At 72.2% G+C, this 24,565-nt stretch carries 29 protein-coding genes; 14 read left to right on the top strand and 15 right to left on the bottom strand.

Translation table 11 applies throughout. The annotated features are described in order from the left end of the window. Position 1 precedes the first annotated feature (1 nt). Positions 2–421 carry a hypothetical protein gene (locus ACMCNK_RS36265; protein ID WP_412741231.1) on the top strand — a complete coding sequence of 140 codons (420 nt, stop codon included), beginning with the start codon at positions 2–4 and terminating at the stop codon, positions 419–421. Continuing rightward, a complete protein-coding gene (locus ACMCNK_RS36260; protein ID WP_412741230.1) occupies positions 418–831 on the top strand; it encodes a hypothetical protein in 414 nt (137 codons plus the stop codon). The genes ACMCNK_RS36265 and ACMCNK_RS36260 overlap by 4 nt, the downstream gene beginning before the upstream one ends. 21 nt (positions 832–852) lie before the next feature. Here ACMCNK_RS36260 and ACMCNK_RS36255 read toward each other — a convergent pair whose 3' ends face one another. The 6 genes from ACMCNK_RS36255 to ACMCNK_RS36230 form a co-directional block, all read right to left on the bottom strand. Beyond that, a complete protein-coding gene (locus ACMCNK_RS36255) occupies positions 853–2,046 on the bottom strand; it encodes a UDP-N-acetylglucosamine--N-acetylmuramyl-(pentapeptide) pyrophosphoryl-undecaprenol N-acetylglucosamine transferase (protein WP_412741229.1) in 1,194 nt (397 codons plus the stop codon). An 89-nt stretch (positions 2,047–2,135) separates the two neighbouring features. Then, positions 2,136–2,570 carry a low molecular weight protein-tyrosine-phosphatase gene (locus ACMCNK_RS36250; protein ID WP_412741228.1) on the bottom strand — a complete coding sequence of 145 codons (435 nt, stop codon included), beginning with the start codon at positions 2,568–2,570 and terminating at the stop codon, positions 2,136–2,138. Between the two features lie 76 nt (positions 2,571–2,646). Continuing rightward, positions 2,647–3,393 (bottom strand): hypothetical protein, encoded by a 747-nt coding sequence (locus ACMCNK_RS36245; RefSeq protein WP_412741227.1) that lies wholly within the window; start codon positions 3,391–3,393, stop codon positions 2,647–2,649. Between the two features lie 60 nt (positions 3,394–3,453). Then, entirely contained in the window at positions 3,454–4,578 is a 1,125-nt protein-coding gene (locus ACMCNK_RS36240) for a DegT/DnrJ/EryC1/StrS family aminotransferase (RefSeq protein WP_412741226.1), read from the bottom strand. Then, the gene (locus ACMCNK_RS36235; RefSeq protein WP_412741225.1) at positions 4,575–5,618 is read right to left on the bottom strand and encodes an ATP-grasp domain-containing protein; all 1,044 of its coding nucleotides are present in this window, start codon (positions 5,616–5,618) and stop codon (positions 4,575–4,577) included. The genes ACMCNK_RS36240 and ACMCNK_RS36235 overlap by 4 nt, the downstream gene beginning before the upstream one ends. Further along, the gene (locus ACMCNK_RS36230; RefSeq protein WP_412741224.1) at positions 5,608–6,612 is read right to left on the bottom strand and encodes a dTDP-glucose 4,6-dehydratase; all 1,005 of its coding nucleotides are present in this window, start codon (positions 6,610–6,612) and stop codon (positions 5,608–5,610) included. Before ACMCNK_RS36230 ends, ACMCNK_RS36235 begins: the two co-directional genes overlap by 11 nt. A gap of 238 nt (positions 6,613–6,850) precedes the next feature. On the opposite strand from ACMCNK_RS36230, the gene ACMCNK_RS36225 reads away from it, so the two are divergent. Then, positions 6,851–8,272 carry a hypothetical protein gene (locus ACMCNK_RS36225; protein WP_412741223.1) on the top strand — a complete coding sequence of 474 codons (1,422 nt, stop codon included), beginning with the start codon at positions 6,851–6,853 and terminating at the stop codon, positions 8,270–8,272. 7 nt (positions 8,273–8,279) lie between these two features. On the opposite strand, the gene ACMCNK_RS36220 is transcribed toward ACMCNK_RS36225, so the two are convergent. The 4 genes from ACMCNK_RS36220 to ACMCNK_RS36205 form a co-directional block, all read right to left on the bottom strand. Further along, complete coding sequence (locus ACMCNK_RS36220) at positions 8,280–9,176, bottom strand: phosphotransferase family protein (RefSeq protein WP_412741222.1); 897 nt, start codon at positions 9,174–9,176, stop codon at positions 8,280–8,282. Between the two features lie 91 nt (positions 9,177–9,267). Next, positions 9,268–10,107, bottom strand: coding sequence for a hypothetical protein (locus ACMCNK_RS36215; RefSeq protein WP_412741221.1), 840 nt, complete (start codon positions 10,105–10,107; stop codon positions 9,268–9,270). A 305-nt stretch (positions 10,108–10,412) separates the two neighbouring features. After that, entirely contained in the window at positions 10,413–10,745 is a 333-nt protein-coding gene (locus tag ACMCNK_RS36210; protein ID WP_412741220.1) for a hypothetical protein, read from the bottom strand. After that, on the bottom strand, positions 10,742–11,809 hold the full coding sequence (locus ACMCNK_RS36205) for a hypothetical protein (RefSeq protein WP_412741219.1): 1,068 nt from the start codon (positions 11,807–11,809) through the stop codon (positions 10,742–10,744). The genes ACMCNK_RS36210 and ACMCNK_RS36205 overlap by 4 nt, the downstream gene beginning before the upstream one ends. Before the next feature lie 139 nt (positions 11,810–11,948). Here ACMCNK_RS36205 and ACMCNK_RS36200 point away from each other — a divergent pair, with 139 nt between their 5' ends. Both ACMCNK_RS36200 and ACMCNK_RS36195 read left to right on the top strand, forming a co-directional pair. Next, entirely contained in the window at positions 11,949–12,338 is a 390-nt protein-coding gene (locus tag ACMCNK_RS36200; RefSeq protein ID WP_412741218.1) for a hypothetical protein, read from the top strand. Positions 12,339–12,407: 69 nt separating this feature from the next. After that, positions 12,408–13,103 (top strand): DUF3800 domain-containing protein, encoded by a 696-nt coding sequence (locus ACMCNK_RS36195; protein ID WP_412741217.1) that lies wholly within the window; start codon positions 12,408–12,410, stop codon positions 13,101–13,103. Positions 13,104–13,264: 161 nt separating this feature from the next. Here the strand turns inward: ACMCNK_RS36195 and ACMCNK_RS36190 are convergent, their stop codons facing one another. Beyond that, positions 13,265–13,795 (bottom strand): Fic/DOC family protein, encoded by a 531-nt coding sequence (locus tag ACMCNK_RS36190; protein ID WP_412741216.1) that lies wholly within the window; start codon positions 13,793–13,795, stop codon positions 13,265–13,267. A 126-nt stretch (positions 13,796–13,921) separates the two neighbouring features. Next, positions 13,922–14,119: a hypothetical protein gene (locus ACMCNK_RS36185; protein ID WP_412741215.1), complete on the bottom strand. Its 198-nt coding sequence runs from the start codon at positions 14,117–14,119 to the stop codon at positions 13,922–13,924. Positions 14,120–14,428: 309 nt separating this feature from the next. Between ACMCNK_RS36185 and ACMCNK_RS36180 the strand changes: the two genes are divergently transcribed. Further along, positions 14,429–15,415 carry a recombinase family protein gene (locus ACMCNK_RS36180; protein ID WP_412741214.1) on the top strand — a complete coding sequence of 329 codons (987 nt, stop codon included), beginning with the start codon at positions 14,429–14,431 and terminating at the stop codon, positions 15,413–15,415. A gap of 310 nt (positions 15,416–15,725) precedes the next feature. Then, entirely contained in the window at positions 15,726–16,679 is a 954-nt protein-coding gene (locus tag ACMCNK_RS36175; RefSeq protein ID WP_412741213.1) for a DUF6225 family protein, read from the top strand. 28 nt (positions 16,680–16,707) lie between these two features. On the opposite strand, the gene ACMCNK_RS36170 is transcribed toward ACMCNK_RS36175, so the two are convergent. Both ACMCNK_RS36170 and ACMCNK_RS36165 read right to left on the bottom strand, forming a co-directional pair. Further along, a complete protein-coding gene (locus ACMCNK_RS36170) occupies positions 16,708–16,938 on the bottom strand; it encodes a hypothetical protein (RefSeq protein WP_412741212.1) in 231 nt (76 codons plus the stop codon). A 42-nt stretch (positions 16,939–16,980) separates the two neighbouring features. Next, complete coding sequence (locus ACMCNK_RS36165) at positions 16,981–18,132, bottom strand: hypothetical protein (RefSeq protein WP_412741211.1); 1,152 nt, start codon at positions 18,130–18,132, stop codon at positions 16,981–16,983. Positions 18,133–18,272: 140 nt separating this feature from the next. Between ACMCNK_RS36165 and ACMCNK_RS36160 the strand changes: the two genes are divergently transcribed. Then, the gene (locus tag ACMCNK_RS36160) at positions 18,273–18,452 is read left to right on the top strand and encodes a hypothetical protein (RefSeq protein ID WP_412741210.1); all 180 of its coding nucleotides are present in this window, start codon (positions 18,273–18,275) and stop codon (positions 18,450–18,452) included. Positions 18,453–18,459: 7 nt separating this feature from the next. On the opposite strand, the gene ACMCNK_RS36155 is transcribed toward ACMCNK_RS36160, so the two are convergent. Further along, on the bottom strand, positions 18,460–19,398 hold the full coding sequence (locus tag ACMCNK_RS36155) for a hypothetical protein (protein WP_412741209.1): 939 nt from the start codon (positions 19,396–19,398) through the stop codon (positions 18,460–18,462). Positions 19,399–19,567: 169 nt separating this feature from the next. On the opposite strand from ACMCNK_RS36155, the gene ACMCNK_RS36150 reads away from it, so the two are divergent. From ACMCNK_RS36150 to ACMCNK_RS36125, 6 genes are all read left to right on the top strand, one after another. After that, positions 19,568–20,209 (top strand): hypothetical protein, encoded by a 642-nt coding sequence (locus ACMCNK_RS36150; RefSeq protein WP_412741208.1) that lies wholly within the window; start codon positions 19,568–19,570, stop codon positions 20,207–20,209. Positions 20,210–20,295: 86 nt separating this feature from the next. Continuing rightward, a complete protein-coding gene (locus tag ACMCNK_RS36145) occupies positions 20,296–20,562 on the top strand; it encodes a hypothetical protein (protein WP_412741207.1) in 267 nt (88 codons plus the stop codon). Beyond that, positions 20,559–22,148: an exonuclease domain-containing protein gene (locus ACMCNK_RS36140; protein WP_412741206.1), complete on the top strand. Its 1,590-nt coding sequence runs from the start codon at positions 20,559–20,561 to the stop codon at positions 22,146–22,148. Before ACMCNK_RS36145 ends, ACMCNK_RS36140 begins: the two co-directional genes overlap by 4 nt. A gap of 71 nt (positions 22,149–22,219) precedes the next feature. Next, a complete protein-coding gene (locus ACMCNK_RS36135; RefSeq protein ID WP_412741205.1) occupies positions 22,220–22,510 on the top strand; it encodes a hypothetical protein in 291 nt (96 codons plus the stop codon). Then, on the top strand, positions 22,507–23,757 hold the full coding sequence (locus ACMCNK_RS36130; protein ID WP_412741204.1) for a DNA-processing protein DprA: 1,251 nt from the start codon (positions 22,507–22,509) through the stop codon (positions 23,755–23,757). Before ACMCNK_RS36135 ends, ACMCNK_RS36130 begins: the two co-directional genes overlap by 4 nt. Beyond that, positions 23,754–24,500, top strand: coding sequence for a ComF family protein (locus tag ACMCNK_RS36125; protein WP_412741203.1), 747 nt, complete (start codon positions 23,754–23,756; stop codon positions 24,498–24,500). Before ACMCNK_RS36130 ends, ACMCNK_RS36125 begins: the two co-directional genes overlap by 4 nt. Positions 24,501–24,565: the final 65 nt, after the last annotated feature.

Genomic DNA, 24,565 nt, shown 5'->3' with positions numbered 1-24,565 from the left:
CGTGCTGCCCTCGACCCTCACCCGTGAGTACGGCCACGACGGACGGTGCGTCGGGTGCGCCGCCCACTGCGACGTCGACTGCCTGGCGCTCTGCCCGTTCCGCACCGGCCGGTTCGGGACCGGCGTGGTGCTGCGCGCCGCCGCGGCGAGGCTGGACGAGCGCCTGTTCGGCTGCCGTGTCCGGGACTCGATCGCCACGGCCGCGCTGCGGCTGGGCGGGGGCGACGCCCGGCGGATGGCCGACGCCGCGGTGCAGGCGTTGGGCGCCTACCTCAGCGGCCAGGCCTCCCCGGGTTGCGCCCTGACCGGCGAGGAACTGGTCGCCCAGCTACAACTGTCCCTGCCCGCCCATCAGGTCACGCTGCTGCTGTACGCCGCGGCCGACCACCACGAGCACTGCGCCACGGGAGGAAGACCATGACCACGACCGGTCCTGAGCACGACGTGACGATCGCCAGAATGGTCACCGAGTCCCTGCTGGAGTCGGCTCAGGAGGTGGAGCGGGCCCACGCCGCGGTCCTGATGGACCCGGGGCTCGGCCCGGCGCTCGCCCGCACCGCCGATCTGGTGGAGCAGGCGGAGCTCGTCGAGATGGCGCAGGCCGACGAGCAGCGCGACATCGTGGAGGCCCACAGGCGAGGGCTGCCGGTCGGCGAGTGGCGCGATCAGGTCGAGGCGGCGATCGCCTACCTCGAGAGCCCGGAGTACGCGCAGGCCGTGTGGGAGCGGCAGGGCGAGGAGCACGCGGACGAGGAGCACACCGGCGAAGAGCGCACCGGCGAGGACTGGGAGTCCCAGGCCGACGCGTATCGCGTCGAGTGGACGGCCTGACCCGCCCCACCGATCGGAAGCTCACCCCGCCGGTTCTGCCGGCCCTCGGCCGCGGCTGGCGACCGTGAGGATCTCGCCGACCACCCTCGCGGCGGCGTCCGGTCGGCCGTGCGCGGCGGCCGCTTGCGACATCGCGGCACGGCGGCGGGGGTCGGTCAGCAGGCTGGTGATGGCGGCGTGCAGCTGTTCCGGGGTGGCCTGGTCGCCGTCGAGCATGACGGCGGCGCCCTGGTCGGCGAGGTGCCGCGCGGTGATGCGCTGCTCGTCGCCGGCGGACACCGGGTAGGGGATGAGCACGGATGCCTTGCCGAGGGCGGTGAGCTCGGCGACGGTCCCGGCGCCGCTACGCGCGACGACGATCGCCGCGGCGGCGAGCACGTCGGGCAGCTCGTCATGGATGAAGTCGACGACGCGGTAGCGGTGCGCCAGCTGCGGTGGCAGCTCACGCGCCGCTTGCTGCATCTCGGCGTGGTTGAGGCTGCCGCACTGGTGCACGATCTGGCAGTGCGGCAGCAGGCCGGGTAGCGCCCCGGCGAGCATCCGGTTGATCTGCTGGGCGCCGGTGGCGCCGCCAGTGACCAGCACCAGAGGGATGGCCGGGTCAAGGCCGTACGCGGCGAACCCCTTCGCCGCATCGCCCCGCAGGACCGCCGGCCGCACCGGATTTCCGGTGACGACCGCACGGCGGCGGGACGGCGCGGGGAGGTGCTTGAGGGACGCCTCGTGGCTGAGCAGGATACGGGTGGCGACCCGGGCGAGGATGCGATTGGCGAGGCCGAGACTGAGCGTCTGCTCGTGGAGGAGGTAGGGCACCCGGAACAGGCGGGCGGCCAGGCCGATGGGGACGGACACGTAGCCGCCGGTACTGAGCACGACCGACGGCCGGGTGCGGGCCACGGTGAGCGCGGCCTGGGCGACGCCGTACGGGATGCGGAAGGCGTCGACGACGTTGCGGGCCAGCTCGCGCGGGTTCGGCGAGCGGCGCAGCCGGCCGGTGGTGATCGCCCGGAACGGGATGTGGTGGCGTTCGGCGATCGTGGCTTCCAGGCCGTCGGCGACGCCGACCCAGAGCAGCTCGGGCGTAGCGCCGGTCTCGGCCAGCCGCGCCTGCAGGGTGGTGACGGTGGTCAGCGCCGGGTAGGTGTGCCCGCCGGTCCCGCCACCGGTGACGATCATGCGGAGTTGGCGCAGGTGCTGGGTGCCGTAGAGGGACATGCCTCGCCAATTCGGGATCGTGGGGTGCCAGACCGGGTTCGGGGCAGTTTAGCGACCCGGCGCACGCCGGTTTCTGGTGATGGTGGGCGTTATGCCAGGTGTTGATCGGCGCCGTGGGCGATCAGCGCGGCGCACGCGACGAAGTCGGCGGGGGTCTTTCCCCACGGGTCGGGGACGTCGGCGTGGGGCAGGTAGAGGCGCAGCTTGCGCCGGTCGCCGTTCCGGGCCTGGAGGTGGTCGAGGATCGTGCGGTCCATGGCCAGGACGGTGTCGGCCCAGCGCAGCATGTCGTCGGTGAGCTGGACACCGCGGTGGCCGGTGAGGTCGTAGCCGCGTGCCGCGCCGGCCTCGACCATCAGTGGGTGTGCGGGTTGGCCGGCGAGGCGGCCGGCGTGCAGGGCGGCCGAGCGGACGGCGACCGACGGGCCGCCGCGGTGGGCGAGGATCGCGGCGGCGAGCGGGCTGCGGCAGTGATTGCCGAGGCAGACGACCAGGATCCGGCGGGCCGGTGATGCTGGCGGCATCGGGCCGCCCCCTCTCTCGTGGCGGTCGGGGCAGCCCGGGCCGCCGCGCGGCGCCGGCCCGGGCCGGGGTGGGTCATCAGAGGCAGTCGAGGTAGCGGCGCAGCCGCTCGGCGAGCTGCCGCGGCGAATAGGGGTCCTGGAGCGGCCGGTAGCCCTGACCGTGGCGGGGCTGTTCGGTGTAGACGTCCGAGCCGTCGCGCTGCCAGCTCCCGATGATCACCAGCGTGCTGACCGGCTGCGTCGTCTTGACCGGCGCGACGCGGTGCAGCTCGTGCAGGTCGAAGGTGTAGTGGGTGTGCTCGGCGAACGTGGCGTCCAGGACCGGGGCCAGCCGGACCGTGGCCACGCTGCTGGCGTCGTAGGCGAATCCGCCGCCGAGCTGCCACGGGTAGTGGAAGAACGGCGCCCCCTCCGCTGAGAGGCGGTACGTCTGGAACCTCAGCGCGCCGGTCATGATCCGGGAGCCGAAGCTCCAGGCGTGGTTGTGCACGTCCTCGAGGGTGAGCGGGCTGTCGGGCCACCACACGTGCAGGCGGACGCGGTGGCTGGGGTGGCTGTTCTCCAACGGGACGGAGTCGAAGCCGTTCGGGTGCGCGAACGACTGCGCGGCGATCTCCGCCAGGTGCTCGTCGTCGGCCAGGACCCGCTGGATGGTGTCGACGGTCCAGCCGGGCAGGCCGGGGTCGGCGACGACCTCGCGGATGGCCGACAACTGGGCCGACGGCTGGGCGGCCAGCCGGCGCAGGTCGGCGCCGAGCGGGGCCGGCAGGACCTTGGCCGTGGTGGGGATCAGGGGCGGGGGCGGCTGCTGGGTCGGCAGCATCAGAGGAGCTCCGTTCAAGAGAGGGGCGGCCGCGGCCGCGCCGGCGGGACGGTGCCGGCGTCAGCCGTGGAGGGCGTCGCGCAGGGCGGCGACGACCTGGTCGACGTCGTCGACGGGCAGCGAGGGGTGGAACGGCAGGCTCAGCACCCGCGCGCCGATCTGTTCGGTGACCGGCAGGCTGGTCGTCCAGGCCGCGAACGCCGGCTGCAGGTGGTTGGGCGGGTAGTGCACGCCGACCCCGATCCCGGCGTCGTGCATCTGGTGGAAGACCCGGTCGCGGTCGGGTACCTGGACGACGAGGTTGAACGGGATCGTGTGGTCGATGTCCACGTCGGTCAGCGCGACGTCGGGCAGGCCGGCCAGGGCCGTCGCGTACCGATGCCACAGCCGCCGGCGGATGGTGCACACCTGATCGAAGTGGGCGAGCTGGGCCGAGCCGATCGCGGCGTTCAGCGACTGCAGGTGCGCACGCAGCCCGAAGCCGATGACGTCGTAGGTGGTCGACGCCGACCGTTGGGCCAGGCTCTGGGCGATGCCGACGGTCCGCATCCGGCGCAGCACTGTGGCCTGCTCGGGGGTGCGGGGCACGATCGCGCCGCCCTCGCAGCAGGTGAGGTTCTTCATCGGCCCGAACGAGAAGCAGGTGAGCAGCTGCGGGTTGCTGCCGACCAGCCGGCCGTGCAGGTCGGAGCCGAAGGCCTGCGCCGCGTCCTCCACGATGGCGATGCCGCGCTCGTCGAGGTGTGGCTGGATGGCGGTGAGGTCGACGGCCCGGCCGCAGTAGAGCACCGGCAGGACCGCCTTGGTCGCCGGGGTGAGCGCGGCCAGGACCTCGTCGGCGCGGACGCACAGGCTGGTCTTGTCGACCTCGACGAACACCGGGCGGGCGCCGGTGGCGACGATGGCCTGGACGCTGGAGCAGAACGTCAGCGACGGGACGATCACCTCGTCTCCGGGGCCGACCCCGGCGGCGAGCAGCGCCAACTGCAGCGCGACGGTGCCGGTGGCGACGGCGACGACGTCCGGCACGCCGAGGAACGCGGCGAGCTGCTGCTCGAAGCGCACGGTGAGCGGGCCGTGGCCGTAGTGCCCGGCGCGCAGGGCGGCGGCGGCCGCGTCGATCTCGGGTCCGTACAGGATCGGGCCGGCGTTGCGGCCGACACCGCCGGGCAGGGTGATGGTCATCGGGGTCCTCCGACCAGGTCGGTGACGGGCACCGGGGCGGGAATCGGCCGGACGGCGGCGAGGGGTGCCGGGCCGGCGGCGATCGTGTCGACGTACTTGATCAGGTGGATGCCGGGGGTGAAGCGGAGCCGGTCGTGGTCGACGGGCCGGCCGAACAGGCCGCCCAGGAACTGGCCGATGAGGTCGGCGCCGGCGGCGACGCTGACCGGAAACGCGCCGGCGATGCGCCCGTTGACCTCGGTGATCACGACCCGGGCCGGGCCGTCGCCGTCGCTGACGAAGCCCTGGACGCAGCACAGGCTGGTCATGCCGAGCGCGGCGAGGGTGGTGGTGACCGTCTGGGCCACCTGGTCGTCGTGGAACGTGGCGGCGGCTATCGCCAGCCCGTTGCGGACCGCCAGGCGCCAGCGCGGGATCACCGAGACGGTGCCGGCGCGGTCGATGAGGCAGTCGGCGGTGAACTCGCTGCCGGTGATGCGCTCTTGCACGATCGGGTCGTCGACGAGCTCGCACAGCACCCGCGCCTGCCTGACGGTGCGGCAGAACTGCACGTTCTTGGCGCCGTGCCCGCGCCGCGGTTTGACCACGAGGTCGAGGCCGTCGGGGATCCGGTCGAGCTCGTCGGGCAGCCACGTGGCCGGTGTCGGGACGCCGTGCTGACGGGCACGCTGGTGGAACTCGGCCTTGTCGTGGCAGGCGGTCATCGCCGCCGGGGTGGGCAGCCACGTCCGTACGCCGAGGACGTCCAGGTGGTCGGAGATCTCGGCGAGGCGCAGGATCTCGCCCTCGTCGGTGGGGATCAGCGCGGCCGGGCGCAGCGTGCGGCAGATCTCGAGCAGGGCGCTGGTGTACTGGGCGTCGCTGCTGTGCGGGATCAGCCGGGGAGTGAGGCCGGGCAGCAGCAGCCCGGCGGCGTAGGCGTTGGCGTCGGTGCCGATGACCTGATAGCCGCGGTGCTGCAGCATCCGGGCCAGGTCGAAGCCGGGGGCTCCGCCGACGGCGGTGACCAGCACCGGCCGGTCGGTGAGGTCAGCCGACATGACCGGCCCCACTTCCCGCGCCGGCGCCGATCGTGGCCGGCTGCCGGGTGTCCCACCGGTCGGGGTTGTCGCGGTACCAGCGCACGGTCTCGGCCAGGCCGTCCGCCAGTGTCCAGGCCGGCTGGTAGCCGAGGTCGGCGCGGGCCTTGCTCGTGTCGATGGAGTAGCGGATGTCGTTGGAGAGCCGGTCCGGGCCGTACTCGACGCGGTCCCAGCCGGCGCCGACCTCGGCGAGGATCAGCGCGGTCATCTCCTTGTTCGTCAGGTCGGTGCCGCCGCCGATGTTGTACGCCTCGCCGGGTACTCCTCTGCGCATGACCAGGTCGATGCCCTGGCAGTTGTCATGCACGTGCAGCCAGTTGCGCACGTGCTCGCCGCGGCCGTGCAGAGTCACGGTCTGGCCGGCCAGCAGACCGGTGATGAACGCCGGGACCAGCTTCTCGGGGTGCTGGCCGGTGCCGTAGCTGTTGACCGAGCGGGTCACGCACACCGGCACCCGGTAGGTGTGGAAGTACGACAGGGCGATCTGCTCCGCGGCGGCCTTCGACGCCGCGTAGGGCACGCTCGGGCGCAGCGGATCGCCCTCGCGGGCCGAGCCGGTGCGCAGCGGCCCGTACACCTCGTCGGTGGAGACGTGCACGAACTTGTCCACCCCGTGCGTGCGGGCCGCGTCCAGCAGGTGGAAGGTGCCCACCACGTTGGTCTGCACGAAGGAGCCGGCGTCGCCGAGTGAGCGGGTCACGTGCGACTCGGCGGCGAAGTGCACGACGACGTCGCAGTCGGCGACCAGGCCGTCGATCAGCGGCCGGTCTTCGAGTGCGCCCTTGACGAAGGTGACCCGCGGGTCGTCCAGGGCGGCTCCCAGGTTCCCCAGGTGTCCCGCGTAGGTGAGCGCGTCGACCACGGTGATCGTGCTGTCGCCGGCGGCCAGCAACCGCTTGACGTAGTGCGCGCCGATGAACCCCGCACCGCCGGTGACCAAGACTCTCTGCACGGCCAAATCTCCCTGCTGCCAGGGCGCAGCTGCGCCTGGCTCTACCAGGGACGCTGCGCCGGATCGGGTGTTGCCCGCCGAGACTGGCAGCAGCAGAAGACGACCAACAGATCGTTGAAAGTCGATGGCAGGGTGCGTGAAAGGTGCGCGATGGCGACAAGCCCCTAACGATCTCTCGCGGGCAGTAACCTACGGACCCGGCACCGCCCCTCGGCACCACCACGTAGCGAGGAGGACCATGAAACTGCCGCCGCCGGAGCGCATCGCGAACCCGGTCCTCGCCGTCCTGATCGCGCGCAGCGGCTACCCATCGCTCGACGCGTTCGGGTCCGCCGTCGCGGATCTCGGGTCGGCGCGCCACGATCTGGTGCTCGGCTACGACCACACCACGGTCAAGCGGTGGCTGGCCGGCAGCGACTGCCAGCACCCGGACCTGGTCGCCGCGGTCCTATCCACGGCGTGGGAGGTGACGATCCCCGTGGATGTGATCTGGCCGCACCTGCGCGACGGCGCCCCGGCCGCCTCGCCGCAGCAGATCCCGTGCGTCGCCGGCCGTACGCTCGAGGAACTGGCGTCGACCATCGGGAGAGACATGCTCACCAGGCGACAGCTGTTCGCCGGCGCGGTCACCACCGCGCTCGGCACCGCCCTGGCCGACCCGCTGCTGCGCTGGCTCGCCGCACCCACGATCGGCCTGGCGGCCCGCGAGCACACCAGCACGCCGCGGCTGACGCTGCCTATGGTCAAGAGCATCGAGCGGGCCACCGCCCGCTTCGGCGCCGAGGACGCCAGCGACGGCGGCGGGCTCAGCCGCGAGGCCGCAGCCGGGCAGCTCAAGTACGCCGTCGATCTACTGCGCGAGTCGTCCTACACCGACACGGTCGGCAACCGGGCCCTGGCGGCCGTCGCAGAGCTGGCGGGCATGGTCGGCTGGATGAGTCACGACGTGCAGATGGAAGGCCCAGCACAGCGGTACTTCGTGCTCGGGCTGCACGCCGCCCGGGAATCCACCGACCCGCGCGCCACCCTGCTGCAGGTGAGCCTGCTCGCCGACCTGGCCCGGCAGGCCCGGGCCCTCGGCGACCCGGCCACCGCCCTGCGGCTCGTCGACGCCGGCCTCGACACGCTCCCCCGCGGCAAGTACCGGGCGGCGCAGGCGATGCTGTGGAACCTGAAAGCGCGGATGCTCGCCGCGACCGGACCCGGCGCGCTGCCCGAGATGCGCTCCGCGCTCGAGCTCGCCGACGACCTGCTCGCGCAGGCAGACCTCACCGCGGACAACGCCCTGATCGCCTACACCGGGCCCGCCGAACTCGCCGGCAACGCCGCCCTCGCCTGGCAGGACGCCGCCGGCCACTGCCGCGATCTCGCCGTGCACGCCGAACGGCAGGCCCTCGCCGCGCTCGCCGCCCGCCCGCACGGATTCGGCCGCTCCACCGTCTTCGACACCATCAGCCTGGCCACGGCCCGGTTCACCGGCATCGACCCGGACCAGGCCGCCGCCGACGGGACCACCGCCCTGAAGCTGGCCGACGAGATCGCCGCCTCCCAACGGGTCCAAGCCCGCCTCGGCACCCTCATGGTCCACTCGCAGCCGTACGCGGACCGGCCCGCCGTGCGGGACTTCCGCGACCGGCTGCGCCTGCACCTCGCCGCCTGAACACGTCTCAGCCGACCGCGCTCCACCGCACCGTCCGGTCACCGGCACGCAGCGACGCGATCCGCAGCGCGGCCTGGGCCGCGTGCGGCGCCGACTCCGGGGCACGCCGGATGTGCGCCGCCACCGACCGCAGCTCGTACACGTCGTACAGCACCCGCCAGCCGGGCACGCCCGTGAGGTCATCGCCGTACCCGGCCAGCAGCTCCTCCAACAGCTGCGGGCTGCCGCCGAAACGCGGCTCCACCGCCGTGGGCACCACATCCCACAACAGGGGCGCCAGGGCCACCCCGTCCCAGTCACCCAGCACCGCCCGGCCGCCGACGGCGGCCAGGACGTTGCCGAGCTGGGCGTCCCCGTGCACCAGCCCGACCGGACATTCGGCCGGGCCCGCGGCGCCGTCGAGCTCGGCCTGCAGGTGCGCCGCCCGGTCGAGCAGCCAGTCCCGGTCCGGCTTGGACAGCCACGTGCTGTCGCTCGCGGCGGCCACCAGCCGTTCCAGCGGCCGGAAGAACGGCAGCTCGAACGGCGGCGCGGGCAGGTGGTGCAGCCGGCGCAGTAGCCGTCCCAGGTCCGCGGCGGCCGGCGGCCTGTCCTCGACGTCTACCTGGCGCCAGAACGTGGCCGCCCAGTGTCCGCCCGCCTCGTCAGCCAGCAGGACCGGCTGGTGCACGCCCGGCAGCGGTTCCACCGCCGGGTAGGCGATCCCCACCAGCCACCGGGTACAGGCAACCGCCCGGGTCGCTCGGCCGGGCGCGTCGGCGCCACCGCCCACCCGCACGACCACCCGCTGACCCGGCAACAGAAACACCGCGTTGCTGTGCACCCGCAGCGGCCTCAGACCCTCCGGCGACAACCCCGCCTGCAGCACCGCCCGCCGCGCCAAAGCGGCCGCCGCGATCAGCACACTCCCACTCCGTTCTCCGGACGCAGAGCGCCGACAGGCGGGTGACCTGGGCCGCTGCTGAGCGCACCGGCACGCGCCGCAGGGTCGGGGTCTACGTGGCCGGCTCGTCCTGGTCAGGCTCGCCCAGGCGCGCCGCGTCCAGTGGCACCGTGGTTCCGGCGGGCAGCAGCCCGGCCAGCGTCGCGCGGGCACCGTCGCTGATCTTGGTGACGACGGCGTCGGGGTTGCCGGCGAGGACCGCGGCGGCGTGCCGGGGGCAGCCGCACTCGTCGTAGGCCAGCTCGGGGAGGTACACGAACGTCTTGTCAATGTGGGCGGTCATGCAGGGCCGATCGTCGTCGACGATGCCAGCGCTGACCAGGCCGCAGGTGTGGCCATAGGCGGTGGCGGCGTCGATATGGCGCGCGGCTTGCTCGAGCGCGGCCTGGGCCGCCTGAAGCCGGCGCCAGGCGGCGGGCCCGAATCCGCTGCGCTCGTGGCCGTCGGTCAGTTCGTCGCGCAGCCCGGTGACGGCGTCGAGCAGCTCCATGAGGTACCGGGTCTTGTCGTCGTCGTCCTCGAAGGCGTCGAGCCGGCGTTGTTCCGGGTCGGCGGGCAAGGCCGCCTCGCCGATCACGCCGGCGGTGGCCAGGTGCCGGCCTCGCAGGGTCAGCACGGTGGTGGAGGCCAGGTGCCGGTGCACGCCGCCGTCGGGGTCGGTCACTTCGTGCACGGCGATCCGCTCGCCGGGGCCGGCGGGGGCGCCGTCCTCCCCGGCGGGGACGGCGGTTGCCTGTGCCAGCACCACCCAGGTGTCCTGGTCGTCGGGCTCGGCGCCGGGTTCGATTTCGTCGGGCTCCAGATAGACCGGGGTGGCAGGGTCGACGGCGGCGGCCGCCGCCGCGAGCTCGCCTGCGGTCGCGGTGATGCGGGGACCGGTTCCCGGGGTCATGGCCGTCCTCTCTGCACTCGGCGTGCTGGGTCGATGCTGTCAGCTGGCGGCCGCGGCCATGACGGTCGCCCAGTGCGATCTCGTCGTCGACCACGCGGAACCTCGGCGTGCCGCCACTCGGGAAAGGGGAGCCCGAGCGGGCAATCTCGGCGCATTCAGCGTGCCGTCAGGGAGTCCTCGGTCATGATGAGCGCAACCTCTTTCGCTGAGGTGGGCGGCCCTACGTCGTGGCCCGATAGTGGGGCCGCCCGGAGCCACCGATCGCAAGAACGGCAGGCGGCGTCTCCGCCGACGGCTTCCGCCGGTCAGCCGATCGGCAGCGGGATCTGCTCCAGTCGCAGCTCCCACTGCTCCAGATCAGCCGCGCGGTTGGCCCGCCGCGATTGGCGGCCGGTGTGGACCTCGTCGCGCAGCCAGAGGCAGATGGCGTGCATCAGGTGGCGGGCTCGCATCGTGTCGCCCGCCTCGATCAGTCGCTCGATGCGCCGCTGGGCGTCGCGGTAGGTGCGGGCGTCGACGACGGCCATCGGCCGGGTCGGGTCGCGGTGCGGCTCGCGCAGCCGGTCGCAGAGCACGACGAACCCGAAGATGAGCGTCATCGCAGTCACCGGCAGCGCGGCGAGCAGGATCGTTCTCATCGCTGGTCTCTCTTGGCGCTGAGCGCGATGGTGTCGAGCATCTGGAACGCGTCGTCGAAGCTCTGGACCCCGGCGGCGGAGCTGAGCGTGCCGGTGACGAGCCTGAACCCGTACGCCGTCTTGTGCCAGCCCTGGGGTGAGCGGTCGTAGACGAACGACGCGGTCCACATGAATTCGGGGCCGCCGGCCGGAGCGGCCGTGCCGGTGGCGTCCATGGTCGCAGCATCGAAGGGGCCGCCGAGCTGGCGGTTCTCGTCGGCGGTCAGACCCATCCAGCCCTCGGCGAGCAGGAAAGCGTTGGCTTCGCCCAGGACCAGGTCCATCGGCGGACCGGCGGTGACCTGCACGTGGAGCATGTTGTCGCGGGGCTCGTCGGGCAGCAGGCCGGGGAACTCGAGGTTGCCGTGGATGTCGGGCCGCCGCGGCTCCCAGACCTCGCTGGGCTGCAGTTCCTCCAGGTCGCGCGCGCAGCTCTTGCACCAGCGGTCCAGCGACACGTTGAGACTGGCGAGGTGCCAGAAGGAGTCGCCGCAGCCCACGCAGAGGAAGCCGTGGCGGTCCCGGTTCCACCGCGGGATCGGGGCGGTGCTCATCGGGGCGTCCGACCAGGACGTCAGCCCGATGGCGGTCTTGGCCTGCTCGGCGATTTCGTCGCTCAGCCAGGAGCTGTAAAACTCAGCGACCTCGTCGCGGCCGAAAAGAAGCCACAGGATTTCGAGCTGCTGGACCTGGCGGTCGTAGACGGCCAGGTCGACATGGTCATCGCGAGAAGCGCGCAGGGGCGCGGCCGCGATGATCCGGCTCAGGTGCTCACGGACCTGGGCGCGGCGAGACAGGGCGGTGATGGTGGGCATGGTGCTCCGTTTCGTGGGGTCGATGCTCTCCCGGCGCAGGTCCTCGTAGACGGTGTCGCGACTGACGCCGGCCGTACGAGACAGCTCGGCGACGTTGCGGACGCCGGCGCGCCAGGCCGCGGCGAGGAGTCGCTGCCGGGCGGTGGCCTGGTTCTGCGCCCACTCGCGGAGATCAGCGAGCGCGGCGGTACGGGGGTCGAACGTCGTCACTCCCTCACCGTAGTGTCGACTCGTTCGACATGTCGATACAGTCGACACTTTTGGCATGGATGGCGTACGACCTGGACCACCGCGGAGCTGCTTCACCGCGGGGGCGCGGGAGTGCTGCCGTCAGCCGTACGGTGATGCCATGATCATCAACCCCGGCACGCAGCCCGTTCCCGACGCTCGCGAGGACCTTGCCGCCGCGGCGCTGGAGCCGTTCCTCGCCGCCGTCCGCGAGCGCGCGGTCGAGCTGGAGCAGGTGCCGATCCGGTACCGGGAGGCCGGCATCGACGGTGACCCGGTCCGGGTGCCGGAGGCGGACCAGGACGGCCGCTTCGCCTGGGACGTGCCGTTCTCCGACGGCCGCCGGGTACGTCTGCGCGTCCCCGGCGTGGAACTCGACGCGATGCGTGGCCTGTCCGCCGCGGTGCCGTGTCTGTACGTAGGCGCCGAGGCGGCCTGGTGGCACGACGCGATCGGCTTGCTGGCCGGCGAGGGAATGCGCCTCAAACCAGATCAGCCTGTCGAGCGGTGAGCCCCCGCCTGTCACCCGTTCGTGGTCACGGCGGGTCGCGGATGGCCGCTGTTTGGGTAGCCTTCCGCTGTGCTGCTGGCCTACGTCGACGAGTCGTACAGCCGGGACTGGTACTACATGGCGGCGATGCTCTGCGACGGGCCGGGCGCCCAGGCCATCACCTCCGCGCTGGACGCCGCGGTAGATAAGGCGGTCAAGGGCTTCGGGGTGCCGGAGGTCGCCGAGTTGCACGGCTACGAGCTGTTCAACGGCACCGGCTGGTGGAAGGGCGTTCCGGTCCGCGCCCGGATCGGCGTCTACAACGAGGCGTTCGCCGCGATCGGTGAGCACTGCACCGGGCTGGTGTTGCGCGGCATGAATGTCGCTGGCCAGCGGAGCCGGTACGTCTCCCCAGATCCGCCCCACCAGGTCGTATTGCAGCATCTGTTGGAACGCGTCGACGAGTACGCCAGCAACCGTGGCAAGCACGTGCTGGTGATCGCCGACGAGGTGGGTGAGCAGTCGAAGCACCGTGCTGACCTGCAGCGCTACCTACGGCGCGGCACCGCCGGCTACCGCAGCCGGCGACTCACCCACATCGTCGACACCATGCACTTCGCGCCGTCCTCGGCGTCGCGCCTGGTGCAGGCCATCGACTTGGTCGTCTTCCTCTACCGGCGGCGGCAGTCCCACACCGAGACGGACGAGCGCGCGTCCCGCGCCAACGCCCAGCTGTGGGCCCGGGTCGAGCCGAAGGTCGTCCACCGGCATTGCTGGTACCCGTGATCGGCCCCCGAACGCACGAAGGCCCCGCACGCGGCGGGGCCCAAGGCTGGGTCGGAAGCCGTGGCTTCCTAATCACCAGGCTAGCCGTCTCCACCAAGAACGCAACGCGCCACCAGCCGAAGTCCCCTCACCCATCCGGGTGAGACCGCCATCGGCTGGCCTCATCCAGAAGGCACTACGGCCTTTCGGAGGACCTGCGCCAGCTGGTCATTTCGGCCGTAGTCCTGGCTGTGGAAGCGCGCCTGCACGAACTCGTCGCGCAGCGGTGCACCGGGCGCGAACTGCGTCGCGTCGATTCGGTAGCCGGCTTGTTCTGCGAGCTGGGAGAAGAAGACGAACTGCGTGCGCGTGTTGCCCTCACGGAAGCTGTGGATCACGTTCAGCTCACCCCAGCTCTCTGCGAGAGCCTCGACGAACGCCGTCAGGTCCAAGCCGCGCAGCAAGTTCTTGGCGGCGAGCTTCGCGTACTCCCTCTCGGCCGCGTCTGTTAGAACCTGGCCTGCCTGGTAGTAGCGGTGCCCTTCCTTGAGCATCCACTGATCTACTGGCGCGACGCGCTCCTGGCCGGCCCACGCGTAGACGTCTTGGAACAGGTGGCGGTGGATGGCCTTCATGTGGTCGTAGTCGAACTGGCCGTTGATCGGGTTCGCAGCTAGCTCGAGCAACCGCACAGCGGAGGCGGCCTCCTCCATCGCCTGCAGCTTCTGAGGGTCTGGTTCGCCGTGAGGGCTGCCCGGCAGCGTGAATTTGTTCCTCAATACAGACGTACCTGGGATGAAGTAGTCATCCCAGGTACGAAAGATGTGAGAACGGGGCATTTAACCCTGTACGTGGCGACGAATCGCGGCGATTGCGTCATCCCCCGTCAGCTCTTGGTGTGCTGCACGCTCGACGATCTCGCGCAGGGCGGGGTCGGTGACCTCGTGGCCGGCGAGGGCAAGCGCCGCGTCCGCGAACGCCAGGCGCTCGTCGACCTCAGCCGACACTGGCCGAGCAACTGCCATCGTGCGGGCCATGATCCACCTCTTCCCTTAGCTGCTCCCAAGCTTACCGGTCGGCGCACGGCGTGACCAGGCGAAAGGCGCTCTCTGGGTTGCCGGGCGCGTTCAGTCATGGCGAGCAACCGCCTTCGCCCCGCGCGGGCCGATCCGTTGCTGTCGTCAAATGACCCTTTGCCGACAGGCACCGGATCCATTCCGCGACCCGGCCTCCGACCATGGCCCGAGGATCCCGCAATCCAATCCGAGCCGTTCAAAGTTGACGACAGCCTTTGATGACAGGTAGACCTTGATCCGGCGCTGGAACGGATCGAAGGACGGGGTGGCATGGCGGATCTGGTCTACACGCGGGTCTCCACCGACGAGCAGAGCACTCTGCGCCAGACGTACCTGCTCCGCGAGGCCGGGCTGGTCGACGGCGCCGACGGGGTGCGGCTGTTCAGCGACCCCGCCACCTCCTCCAAGATCCCGGCGCTCGAGCGGGCCGGGTTCATGAAGCTGGCCGGCTTCGCCCGCAAGGGCGACCGGCTGACCGTCTCCGAGCTGTACCGACTGTGCCGGGACCTGGCCGACATCATCGCCGTGCGCGCCTGGTGCCAGGAACACGGGATCCGGCTGCGGGTGCTCTCCGGCGCCCTGAGCAACCTCGTCGACCTGGCCGCCGGCGACGCGACCACCACCATGCTGGTCAACGTCGTCGTCTCGGTCGGGCAGTTCCAGCGCGACCTGCAGAACGAGAACACCCGCGACGGCCTGGCCGCCGCCTGGTCCGAGGGCAAGACCTCCGGCCGCCGGCCCCGGATCGCCGAGCTCGGCGCGACCGAGCAGATCCGCCGCGCCTACCGCGAGGGCGGGGCCAGCATCGCCGCCCTGGCCCGCGAGCACCGGGTCAGCCGCGGCGCGATCCGGACCGCGATCGCCGACCTGATGCCCGGCCAGCCCGAGCGGCCCCCGGCCGCCGCCGTCGCGCCGGTGCGGGTGGAGATCCCCGGCAAGGTCGCCGATCACCTCGCCGGCGTCGACGACCTGAGCGAGACGCAGCGCGACGTTCTGCGCCTCGGCCGCACCGTGCGCCGCGGCCAGGGCTACAGCCTGCACGTCACCGCCCTGCCCGAGGTCCACCAGGAGCTGCTGACGGCCGCGGCCGCGCTCGGCGCCGACAGCGCCACCTCCGCCGACCGCAAGGCGTACCGCATCTACGCCGACCGCCTCCGCGCCAACCGAATCGCCGCGCTGCCCCCCGATACCCGACCCGGCCCACCGTCCGTCAGCCAGTACGACACCCTGCTTCGCACCCGGCCGGAGACGTCGTGACGCCGATGCCACCTCTCGAAGACCCGGACCGTGCCGAGCCGGCGACGGAGTGGGCGCCGCGGGTTCAGTGGCCGCGCAGCGACGACAGCGGCCTCATGAACGAGTGGACCGGCGCCCCGTCGGAAGACGAGCAGTGGACCCGGCGCATGGCCTACTACCTGGCGGGGAAGGTCCCTGGGGCGACCGGCTCAGTGGTAAGACGGTCGGTCACCCGGACGAACTGGGCGCCAGGCGACTGAGCGGATCTTGACAAGAAGTGTTGTCACCTACCAGGGTGGGTGACAACACTTCTTGTCGAAAGGGGCAGAGGGTGCTTACGCCCGAGCAGCACGCAGCGCTGAAGATCCAACTGGTCGACGTCTTCGGTGCTGCCGCCGCCCAGATCCTGCAGGTGCGCGACCGCGGTGACGTGGCCGCTCTCCGGAGCGGTGCCGAAGCCAAGCGCGCTCACCTGGCCGATGTCGCCGCTGCGATGGCGGCCGCCGCGATCGCCGAGGATTGGGCGAAGACCGAGGCCGCCGCCGCGGCCCAGCTGGGAGCGTCGTACACCGAGCTCGGCGCCGCGGCCGGCATCACCCGCCAGGGTGCCCGTAGCCGCTGGCCGGGACTGGCGGAGCTGGCCGCGGCCGCGCGCCGCGCCGGCCGGCCGCCGGCTCCGGAGTCCACGCAGCGCGAGGTCGGCCGCGCCCCGACCGGCGGCCGCGACGAAGAGGTGGAGATCGAGTTCGAGCACACCGTGACCGCCTGGACCGTCGGCGATCTCCGTACGGCACTGCTGCCTCCGCCGGCCGATATGCCCGTGTGGGCGATCACCGCTGAGGAGCCCGGCGGCGAGGTCGAGGGCGAGACTCAGATCGTCAAGGGCACCTTCCTCAGTGCCTCGCCGGTGGTCGCCGACGAGGGCAAGAACCGGCTCGTTCTGCTGCTCGACTTCCCGACCGGCACCTACCAGCGGCGGATTCGGGGCCCATTCGGTCGGTCGAGCCGTGGCGACGAGTTCCAGCACGAGGCCGAGCCGATCACCGTCGCCGCCCTGCTCGCCGCGCTGGAGGATCTGGCCGCCGACATGCCCGTGCTCGCCTGGCTCGCCGACGAACCCGGTTCCGATCACGGCGACCAGCAGATTGTTTTCGACGGCGCCATCGGAGTGGACTGGTCGCCGCCGGTCCGTGGCGAGCGCGACGGCGAATGGGTACCGGGCAACCACTTCGACCTGCAGCTCGAGTTCGCCACGGGCAGGTACTCCCGCTACGTGCACCGCTGATCCGGCGGGGCGAGTCCGGCGGATCGGGTCAGCCGGCCTCGGCGTCCCGGCGGACCTCCATCGTGGCGATCGGACGCTCGCACTGCACGCACCGCAGCTCGTAGCGGTTAGTGGGATCGACAAGACCGACCAGGATGCGGGGATGCTCGTCGTGCCCACGCCGGCCGGCGAGGCGATCGAGCGCGGCCCAGAACCGCTCGCCGGCAAAGACGTCCTGCGCAACGAGCAGGTGCTCGGGCTCCTCGCTGCCACTGGTCATCGCTGAAGTCTGCCTTCCGGCTCGAGTCATTCGGTCGGCCGGTCAAGCCGGCGATGCGGGGAGCGGCACCCCGGCCAGGCCGTGTAGGAAGGGCGGCAGGATCTGGGGCAGCAGCTCGAACTGGCCGTCGGGCACCAGCTCGCGGAGCCGGTCCATGCCGGCGCCGAGGGACAGCAGCATGACGGCGGTGCTGACCCTGGTGCTGAGCGAGGGGCGGCGGTCGCGCAGCACATCGCGGATGAGCAGTCGCGGCAGCCCAAGGGCGGAGCTCATCATCCACGCGACCGTCGCGTCGCCGAGGTCACCGCTGTCCAGCTCGGCCTCCACGGCGGCGCACTGGGCCAGCGCCCATTCGCGCATGTCTGCCGCGGCGCGCCAGGCGGCCCGTAGCTGCTCCGGCGTCGCGGCGTCGATGGTGCGCAGCAGGTCTTCGCGGACGTCGCCGGCCGGCAGCAGGCTCGTCCCGGCGCCGTCGTTGATCTCCGCCGGGTCGGTGCCGGGCTCCTCGGGATACTCCAGCCACGACGCGATCGGGCTGACCGCGCCGGCGGGCAGCAGCGCCCGCACGTGCGGGGCCATCGCAGGACCGGACAGCTCGGAGACGCCGGCGAGCACGCCGGCGACGGCGAAGGTGGCGAAGTCCTTGGCGGTGACCGGCTCGGTGCTGGCGGGGCCGCGGTCGAACTGGGCCAGGTCGGGCGGGGCCCAGGACACGCCGGCGGCGGTGATCCGCTTGTCGATGCGGCGCATCCGGCGCGGTAACACGACCGAGGCGGCGTCGGCCGTCGCGCGTTCGGCCACGCTCCACGCCCAGTCGGCGCGGTCGTCGGCGTCGCCGGCCGGCCGGGGTGCGTCGCGTTCTCCAGGAAGCACGACCCGTTGCACGGCGGCGCGCCATGCCGCGCGGACGGTGGTTTCAGGAACGGCGAAGCCGTCTCCGAAGGCGTGCACAGCGAGGTCATGGGGTCGGCGGCCGGGCCGGGCGTGCTCGGCCAGCCACACCACCAGCTCCAGCGCACCGTCCGGGGCGATGGAGGTGCTGCCGCGGCCGCGGCCGAGCGAGCGGGTCACGTTGCGCGGCAGCAGCACGGCGCTGCGCCAGCGCTCGAGCTGGGTCGCGGACACGACGGCGCCCTGGGCTCGGGCGGCGGCCAGCAGGTCCTCGTCGGCGGGGCTGCTGGTTTTGCGCGGCATCGGCCGAACGTACCGGGTCGGCGTCGGCTCGCCGCACATTGGAGCCCCGCGAGCTCGGACAGGATCCGCGTCTGGCGGCCTGGTCCCCTGGTGATGTCGCCGCTCGACCCGAGCGGCACGTCGTCGGAAGGAACCAGGTCATGAGCAGGGAACGCACGTCAGATCGTCCGCGGTCGGTACGGCGCTGGTGGGGATGGGCAGCCGCTGCCGGTGTGGCTGGCGGGGCGGGCCTGGTAGCCGCGCACAGCCCGGTGTGGGCGGTCGGAATCGGTACGGCGGCCGCGGTGCTTGCCTCCGCGACCGAGGTGCTGCGCCGGTGAGCGCCGGTCACGACCGTCGGTCGGGCCGCCGGGCTGGCCGCGATGACGGCACCTGCTTCACCAGCGACTTCCACGGATCGACCGGAGGCGGGACGGGTCGAAGGTGCGCGACGTCGACCGCCTCGGCCAGGTCCTGCCGCACCGGAGTGGACGGCCCTGCCGGCAGCGCGGTCGGGGCTGGAGGCTGGGCATCGACTGCCGGGCCAGCAGGGTCGGCAGCGAGCGACGGCGGCGGCAGCGTGACCGTCGTGGTCCGGGCTCGGGCTGCGTTTCCCCGGCCGGTGGCGCGGACGGTGATCTGCTGGTGGCGCAGCCGGCCGCGGCCAGCGCCGAGGCCGGTCCAGTGCCGGTCGATCAGCTGCAGGGCAAGGTCGGTGCCCGGCCAGGCCGTGTCGGTGACCATTACCAGGACGCTGCCGCGCTGGCGGGCCCGGGCGGCCAGCGACCGCACCACGCGATCGGCGGGCGGGCCGCCCGGGGCCGCGGCGACTACCAGGTCGACGCCGTCGAGCAGCGCCGCGACGACGGTGGGCCAGTCCGGGCCCGGTTCGGGAACCAGCGCGAGTCTGCTGCCGTCGATGCGGTAGTCGGTGATCGCGGCCAGCAGGCCCAGGCTGGGCATGCCGGCCACCGCGGCCCACGATCCGGCCGCGACGACCGGGGCGATCAGCGCCAGCAGCAGCGACGTGCTGCCGGTCGAGGTGATGACGCTGCCACGACGCAGCCCGGCGGGAAACAGGTCGGCGAGCTCGGGCAGCACCGGCAAGGTGCGCGCCACGTTCGGACCAGTGAGCTGGACCTCGTCGGCCGTGGCGACGCTACGCGCCAACGCGGCGGTGCGGTCGCGGCCGAGACCGGCGGCGTTGACCTGCTCGATCACCCGCGCGACGTCCGCAGGACCGGTGATCCGTGCGGCACCGGTCCACGATCGCTCAGCGCTCGCCATCTCGTTCGCTCCTTCCCCGGGGTCGGTCCGCGGAGGTACGCCACCGGGGAAGAGATGACGAACATGTGTACTAATAGTCAGCATAACCGCTGCGGCCCCCGCACCGGCACGGCGGAAAGTCGTACTGCTTCATGCCGGGTCTTATGGTCTGAACTGCCATCATGTCAGCGTGAGGACGTTCTCGGTGCGGTGCGATCCGGATTTGGCGGAGGCGGTGGCGGCGCGGGTGGCGATCGCCGCGGCGGTGGAGGCCGACTGGTGGCAGCTCCACCGCCGCCAGCTCGACGACCTCGCCGAGGCCGAGGACTGGCCGACCGCCCGGCTGGCGGCCGCGCGGCGGACCTTGGCCGGTGAGCACGCGCGGCTGCGCGAGGCCGGGGTGCTGCGGGGCGCCCGCGGCGCCTGGGTGCTGCCGGCGTTGTCCGAAATGTTGTTCGAGCGGGGCTGGCTGGACCGGCGGTGGCGGCCGTTGCCGCCAGGCGCTCGCCGGGGCCGGCCGTGGGGTGCAGGCGATGCCGGCTACGAGGGCCTGGTCGTGTTGCAGCTACCCGACGATGTCGCCGAGCTGCTCGTGCGTGCCTGCTGGTGGTCATCAGCGCCCGCGGTCCGGGCGCTGCAGAAGTGGTACGACGCGCACGGCGATCACTGGCGCGGCGACCTGCACGGCGGCCGCCGCGGCTGGTCCGAGCTCCGGCCCACCATCGAGGAACTCGACAAACGCGACCGGTGGGCCGCACAGATCACCACCACCGGTCAGGTGCTACGCAGCGCCATGTTCCGCGCCGTTGAGACCCACTCAGTTGGCGGATAGTGATATTACTTTCCGCCGTTACATATGCTCTGAACTGCGAAAACATCGTTTGACAGTTGCATGACAGCTTCCTTATGGTGAGCATCATGTTGGAGATTCGGTTACAGGGCGACCTGGACGAGGCCCGGGCGCTGCTGGCGTTCCTGACCGCCGCCGGCGCCGAGGTGCAGGCCGGCGGGGTGCGGGTCCGGGCCGAGGGGTTCTCGCACCAGTACGCGGTGGTGCGGCTGCCGGACGGGTGCTGGCCGGGCGCGCCCGCTGCCGGTCCGGTGTGGGCGGACTCGAGCATCGGCGTGCCGGCGCGGGAACTGCCCGCCGGCGGCCGCCGTGATGTGCGGCGGCGCGGCCGGTGAGCACGGAGACGGCGGAGACGGCGGTGGGCGGCTACGACGTCGACGAGCTGGCCGCCCGGATCGGCCTGTCCCGCTGGGACGTGCAGCGCGCGGTGGCGAAGCAGCTGCTGCCGGCCGCCGACGTCGACGGCACCCGCTGGTCAGCTGCTCTGGCCGCCACGATCGCCGTTGGTGACGAGCTAGTCGACGCGCTCGACGCGGACTGCCGGTGGGGTGCGCTGCGCTGCGCCGAGCGGCTCGCGGTCCGCAGCGGACTGCCGATCGGCCCGGACGACATCGAGGACCTGGCCGAGCAGGGCCTGGTCGCCGCCGTCGACACGTACAAGGGGCATCCGCTGTATCGGGTGGGCGACCTGGTGGCGCTGGTGGGCGGGCCGGATCTCGCCGTGGCGGTGGCTGACCACAGGGCGTGGATGGCCGGCAGTCTGGACGCGTTCGACGCGGCCCGCCGGCTGGGCTGGCACACCGAGGATCTGGCGAGCGCGGCTGCGGCCGCCGGCGTGCGGCCGGGCCGGCAGGACCGGTACGCGATCGCGGATCTGGACCGGCTCGCCGCTGACGAGCAGTTCATGGCGGGCCGGCTGCTGGGCCCGAATCAGGCCGCCGAGTATCTGGAGATCCGCCGCACCGACTTCGACTATGTCATCGCGGCCGGCTGGCTGGACGCCGCACGGTTCCGGAAGATGCCGGTCGGCCGGTCCAGCATGGTGACCGTGCCGTTGTACCGGGCCGGCGACCTCGACGACGTACTGCATATCCCCGGCGTCGATTGGCGCCGCGTCCGCGAGGTCGCCAAGGGCCGGACGTCGCGGCTACGGGAGTTTGTCGCGAAACCGCCGTCGCGGGCCCGCATCATTCACCGGCTCGCCCGTGACCTGGGAACGAGGTTCCGCACCGACGTGTACGTGTGGTTCAACGGTCACGAGTGGGAGCTGGACTGGACGGTCGACGAGCTCGGCGGGCCGACCGCGAAGCAGATCACCGCGGCAATTGCCGAGGACCCGGTCACCGCCCAGTACCGCAAGGACCTGCAGGTGGGCACCGAGCGCGGCGGCGCGATCCGCTGGGCCACCGCCATGCTCGCCGCCGGCGCTGCGGTCATCTGCGACACCGAGACCACCGACCTGTTCGGAGCGATCGTGGAGATCGCGGTGATCGACGCCGCGACCGGCCGAACCCTGCTCGACACCCTGGTCAATCCCGGCTGCCCGATCGAGCCGGGGGCGCAGGCGATCCACGGGATCAGCGACGCGGACGTCGCCAACGCCCCGACCTGGGACAAGGTGCTGCCCCGGCTCAAACGGGTCACCAAAGGCAAGCAGGTCTTGGCGTACAACGCCGACTACGACCAGGGCGTCGTGCTGCGCGACACCGAGCGAGCCGGTCGCAAGGCCGGCCACCTCGCTGACGCCGATCGGTGGGCGTGCGTCATGCAGGCCCGCTCCGACTGGGCCGGCTCGCGCCGGTGGCTCCCGCTCGGCGGCGGCCATCGCGCCGTCGGGGACTGCCAGGCCGCCCGTGAAGTGCTGATCGACATGAGCCAGACCTCGCAGCAGCGGCCGGCGCGCAGTCGAGCGCGATGCTGAAGTACGCCCTCGGCGGGCTACTGCAGGAGGCGGATGCACTTTTCTGGACCTTTTTCTGTACGATTGCGGGTATGACGATCAACTCCCCACCGCAGCGCCCCGAGGTGGCGGCGGGCATGGCCGCTGCCCGGCAGAAGGGCGTGCGGCTGGGCCGGCCGCGCGTGGGGTTGCCGACGTCTGCTCAGCGCATTGACGAGCTGCGCGAGCAGGGCTTGTCGCTGGCGGTCATCGCCGGCACGCTGGACGAGGAGAAGGTGCCGACGCTGTCCGGTCGCGGGTCCTGGTCCAAGAGCAGTGTGCGGTACGTGCTCGACCGTCTCGAGCAGCAGCGGAGCCCCGCCAGCGGGACGAGGTCGTCATGAGTCATCCCGATAGCGGCGTCGACGCCGTCGTCACCGGCGACGAGATCACGGTGTTTCAGGCCAAGTCCTGGCATCCCACCGCCGACGATCCCGGCCCGTCGGGCTGGAAGCCGGGCATGAGCTTCGTCGTCCTCTACACGGAAGGGCAGTCGGAGACGACGTGGTTGTCGCAGCTGGCGGACGTGCCCACACCGCCGCAGGTCGCTAGCGTCGATCGCGAGCGGCTGCTGGTGTTGTGCGCGGTCCACCATGGCGAGTACGGCCGCATCGACGGGAACCTGCTCGCCCGCACCGCCCAGACCCCGGACGCCCTCGATCGGTGGTACGCGGGCGAGGTGCCGGAACAGTCGCCCAAGGCCACCAAGGCCCGCCGGGTCCTGGAGTGGGCGCTGAACGACCCGGCCGCGTGCCAGCGGGCGCAGGATTTCGTCGGTGAGCAGCTGGACGCCGCCGCGGCGGTCGACGCCGAGCTGACGACCGTCCTGGACGACGACTACCCGGCCAATCTACGGATGGTTCCGGACGCCCCGCCGTTCCTGTTCCACCGTGGGGCTCTGCAGCCGGCGGACGCCCGGTCGATCGCTGTGGTCGGTACGCGTCGCGCCACCCAGGACGGCTTGGCCCGGGCCAAGAGGATGGCGCGGGGGCTCAGCGACGACGGCGTCGTCGTAGTGTCCGGGCTGGCCCGGGGCATCGACACCGCCGCGCACACGGCCACCATCGAGCGAGGCCACCGCACGGTGGCCGTCATCGGCACCGGCATCGCCGCGCGCATCTACCCGCCGGAGAACGCGGCGTTGGCCGAGCGCATCGTCTCCGGCGGTGGCGCGGTCATCTCGCAGTTCTGGCCGACCGATCCGCCGGACCGGTGGAGGTTCCCGGCCCGCAACATCACCATGAGCGGCTTCACCCAGGGCACTGTGGTCGTCGAGGCATCCGAGACGTCCGGGGCCAAGATGCAGGCGCAGGCCGCGCGCCGGCACGCCAAAACGGTGTTCCTGCTGCGGTCGCTGGCCGCCGCCCAGCCCTGGGCCCGCGCGATGGTCGACGAGGCCCGCGCCCAGATGCAGCAGCCCGAGCAGCTCGAGCTCGGCACCGAGCCTGTCGACGAGCGGCGCCTGCCGCTGGCCGTGGTCGAGGTCAGCGACGTCGATGACGTCCTCGACCGGGTCGCGGCCGCCGACGCCGTACGCGCGGCCGCCGGCCTGCGGCACGAGCTCGCGCACGCCTGGCCGGCGCTGCGATGACCTTCCCGGCCGCGACCGGCAAACCCTTGGGATTTCCGAACTGCCCCACCTGCCCCTACTACGCCCAGGGCGCCTCGGACATCTGTATCGACTGTGCCCTGAGCACCGTCCCGCCGCTGACCGGGCGGCGTTGTCCGACCTGCGCTCAACAGGTCGACGCCGGCGGCTGCCGCAACCGGATCTGCACCATGCCGGCCGGGCAGCGGGGATTCACCAGCGTGGCCGCCATCTCCGTCGACTCGTCACCGCTGCGCGAGAAGGTGCGCCAGTACAAGTACGACGGGGTCATCGGGTGGGGCGCCATCTTCGGCCGGCTGGTGCTGGGCTGGCTCGACCGCCACGCCACGGCGGCCGCCACCTTCACCCACATCGTGGCCAACCCCAGCCACATCAACCGGCAGCCCTACCGGCACATCGAGTCGATGCTGCAGGCCGCCAAGACCGAGGACATCCACGGCCGGTGGCCGATCTACCCGGTGGCGCTGGTCAAGCCGGTCGAGACCCCGCCCTCGGCCGGCAAAGGCTGGCAGGCCAAGCTCGACGCGGCCTTTGAGCACGCCCGGGTGCTGCAGCTCAGCGCCGCCCCCGACTCCGGCCCGGCGTTGCGGGGCGCCCGGATCCTGCTGGTCGACGACATCTTCACCACCGGCGCACAGCTGCACGCCGTCGGCCGGCGGTTCCTCGACTCGGGCGCGGCAAGCGTCGACGGACTCGTACTCGCCCGCCACCCGTGGGGCCTGTAGACCGTCCAGGGCCCGCTGTGCCGCGTCGCGCACGCCGCTGCCGACCTATCGGTGCCGAACATCTG

The organism is Krasilnikovia sp. MM14-A1259 (assembly GCF_047159535.1).
Lineage (GTDB): Bacteria > Actinomycetota > Actinomycetes > Mycobacteriales > Micromonosporaceae > Actinoplanes.
This window is presented reverse-complemented; position numbering and strand designations above follow the sequence as displayed.

Bases quoted from the DNA above. Each gene is read 5' to 3' on its own strand.
- ACMCNK_RS36260 (WP_412741230.1), top strand. From the start codon at position 418: ATGACCACGACCGGTCCTGAGCACGACGTGACGATCGCCAGAATGGTC.
- ACMCNK_RS36255 (WP_412741229.1), bottom strand. From the start codon at position 2,046: ATGTCCCTCTACGGCACCCAGCACCTGCGCCAACTCCGCATGATCGTC.
- ACMCNK_RS36250 (WP_412741228.1), bottom strand. From the start codon at position 2,570: ATGCCGCCAGCATCACCGGCCCGCCGGATCCTGGTCGTCTGCCTCGGC.
- ACMCNK_RS36245 (WP_412741227.1), bottom strand. From the start codon at position 3,393: ATGCTGCCGACCCAGCAGCCGCCCCCGCCCCTGATCCCCACCACGGCC.
- ACMCNK_RS36240 (WP_412741226.1), bottom strand. From the start codon at position 4,578: ATGACCATCACCCTGCCCGGCGGTGTCGGCCGCAACGCCGGCCCGATC.
- ACMCNK_RS36235 (WP_412741225.1), bottom strand. From the start codon at position 5,618: ATGTCGGCTGACCTCACCGACCGGCCGGTGCTGGTCACCGCCGTCGGC.
- ACMCNK_RS36225 (WP_412741223.1), top strand. From the start codon at position 6,851: ATGAAACTGCCGCCGCCGGAGCGCATCGCGAACCCGGTCCTCGCCGTC.
- ACMCNK_RS36215 (WP_412741221.1), bottom strand. From the start codon at position 10,107: ATGACCCCGGGAACCGGTCCCCGCATCACCGCGACCGCAGGCGAGCTC.
- ACMCNK_RS36210 (WP_412741220.1), bottom strand. From the start codon at position 10,745: ATGAGAACGATCCTGCTCGCCGCGCTGCCGGTGACTGCGATGACGCTC.
- ACMCNK_RS36200 (WP_412741218.1), top strand. From the start codon at position 11,949: ATGATCATCAACCCCGGCACGCAGCCCGTTCCCGACGCTCGCGAGGAC.
- ACMCNK_RS36190 (WP_412741216.1), bottom strand. From the start codon at position 13,795: ATGGAGGAGGCCGCCTCCGCTGTGCGGTTGCTCGAGCTAGCTGCGAAC.
- ACMCNK_RS36185 (WP_412741215.1), bottom strand. From the start codon at position 14,119: ATGGCCCGCACGATGGCAGTTGCTCGGCCAGTGTCGGCTGAGGTCGAC.
- ACMCNK_RS36180 (WP_412741214.1), top strand. From the start codon at position 14,429: ATGGCGGATCTGGTCTACACGCGGGTCTCCACCGACGAGCAGAGCACT.
- ACMCNK_RS36170 (WP_412741212.1), bottom strand. From the start codon at position 16,938: ATGACCAGTGGCAGCGAGGAGCCCGAGCACCTGCTCGTTGCGCAGGAC.
- ACMCNK_RS36165 (WP_412741211.1), bottom strand. From the start codon at position 18,132: ATGCCGCGCAAAACCAGCAGCCCCGCCGACGAGGACCTGCTGGCCGCC.
- ACMCNK_RS36160 (WP_412741210.1), top strand. From the start codon at position 18,273: ATGAGCAGGGAACGCACGTCAGATCGTCCGCGGTCGGTACGGCGCTGG.
- ACMCNK_RS36155 (WP_412741209.1), bottom strand. From the start codon at position 19,398: ATGGCGAGCGCTGAGCGATCGTGGACCGGTGCCGCACGGATCACCGGT.
- ACMCNK_RS36145 (WP_412741207.1), top strand. From the start codon at position 20,296: ATGTTGGAGATTCGGTTACAGGGCGACCTGGACGAGGCCCGGGCGCTG.
- ACMCNK_RS36135 (WP_412741205.1), top strand. From the start codon at position 22,220: ATGACGATCAACTCCCCACCGCAGCGCCCCGAGGTGGCGGCGGGCATG.
- ACMCNK_RS36130 (WP_412741204.1), top strand. From the start codon at position 22,507: ATGAGTCATCCCGATAGCGGCGTCGACGCCGTCGTCACCGGCGACGAG.
- ACMCNK_RS36125 (WP_412741203.1), top strand. From the start codon at position 23,754: ATGACCTTCCCGGCCGCGACCGGCAAACCCTTGGGATTTCCGAACTGC.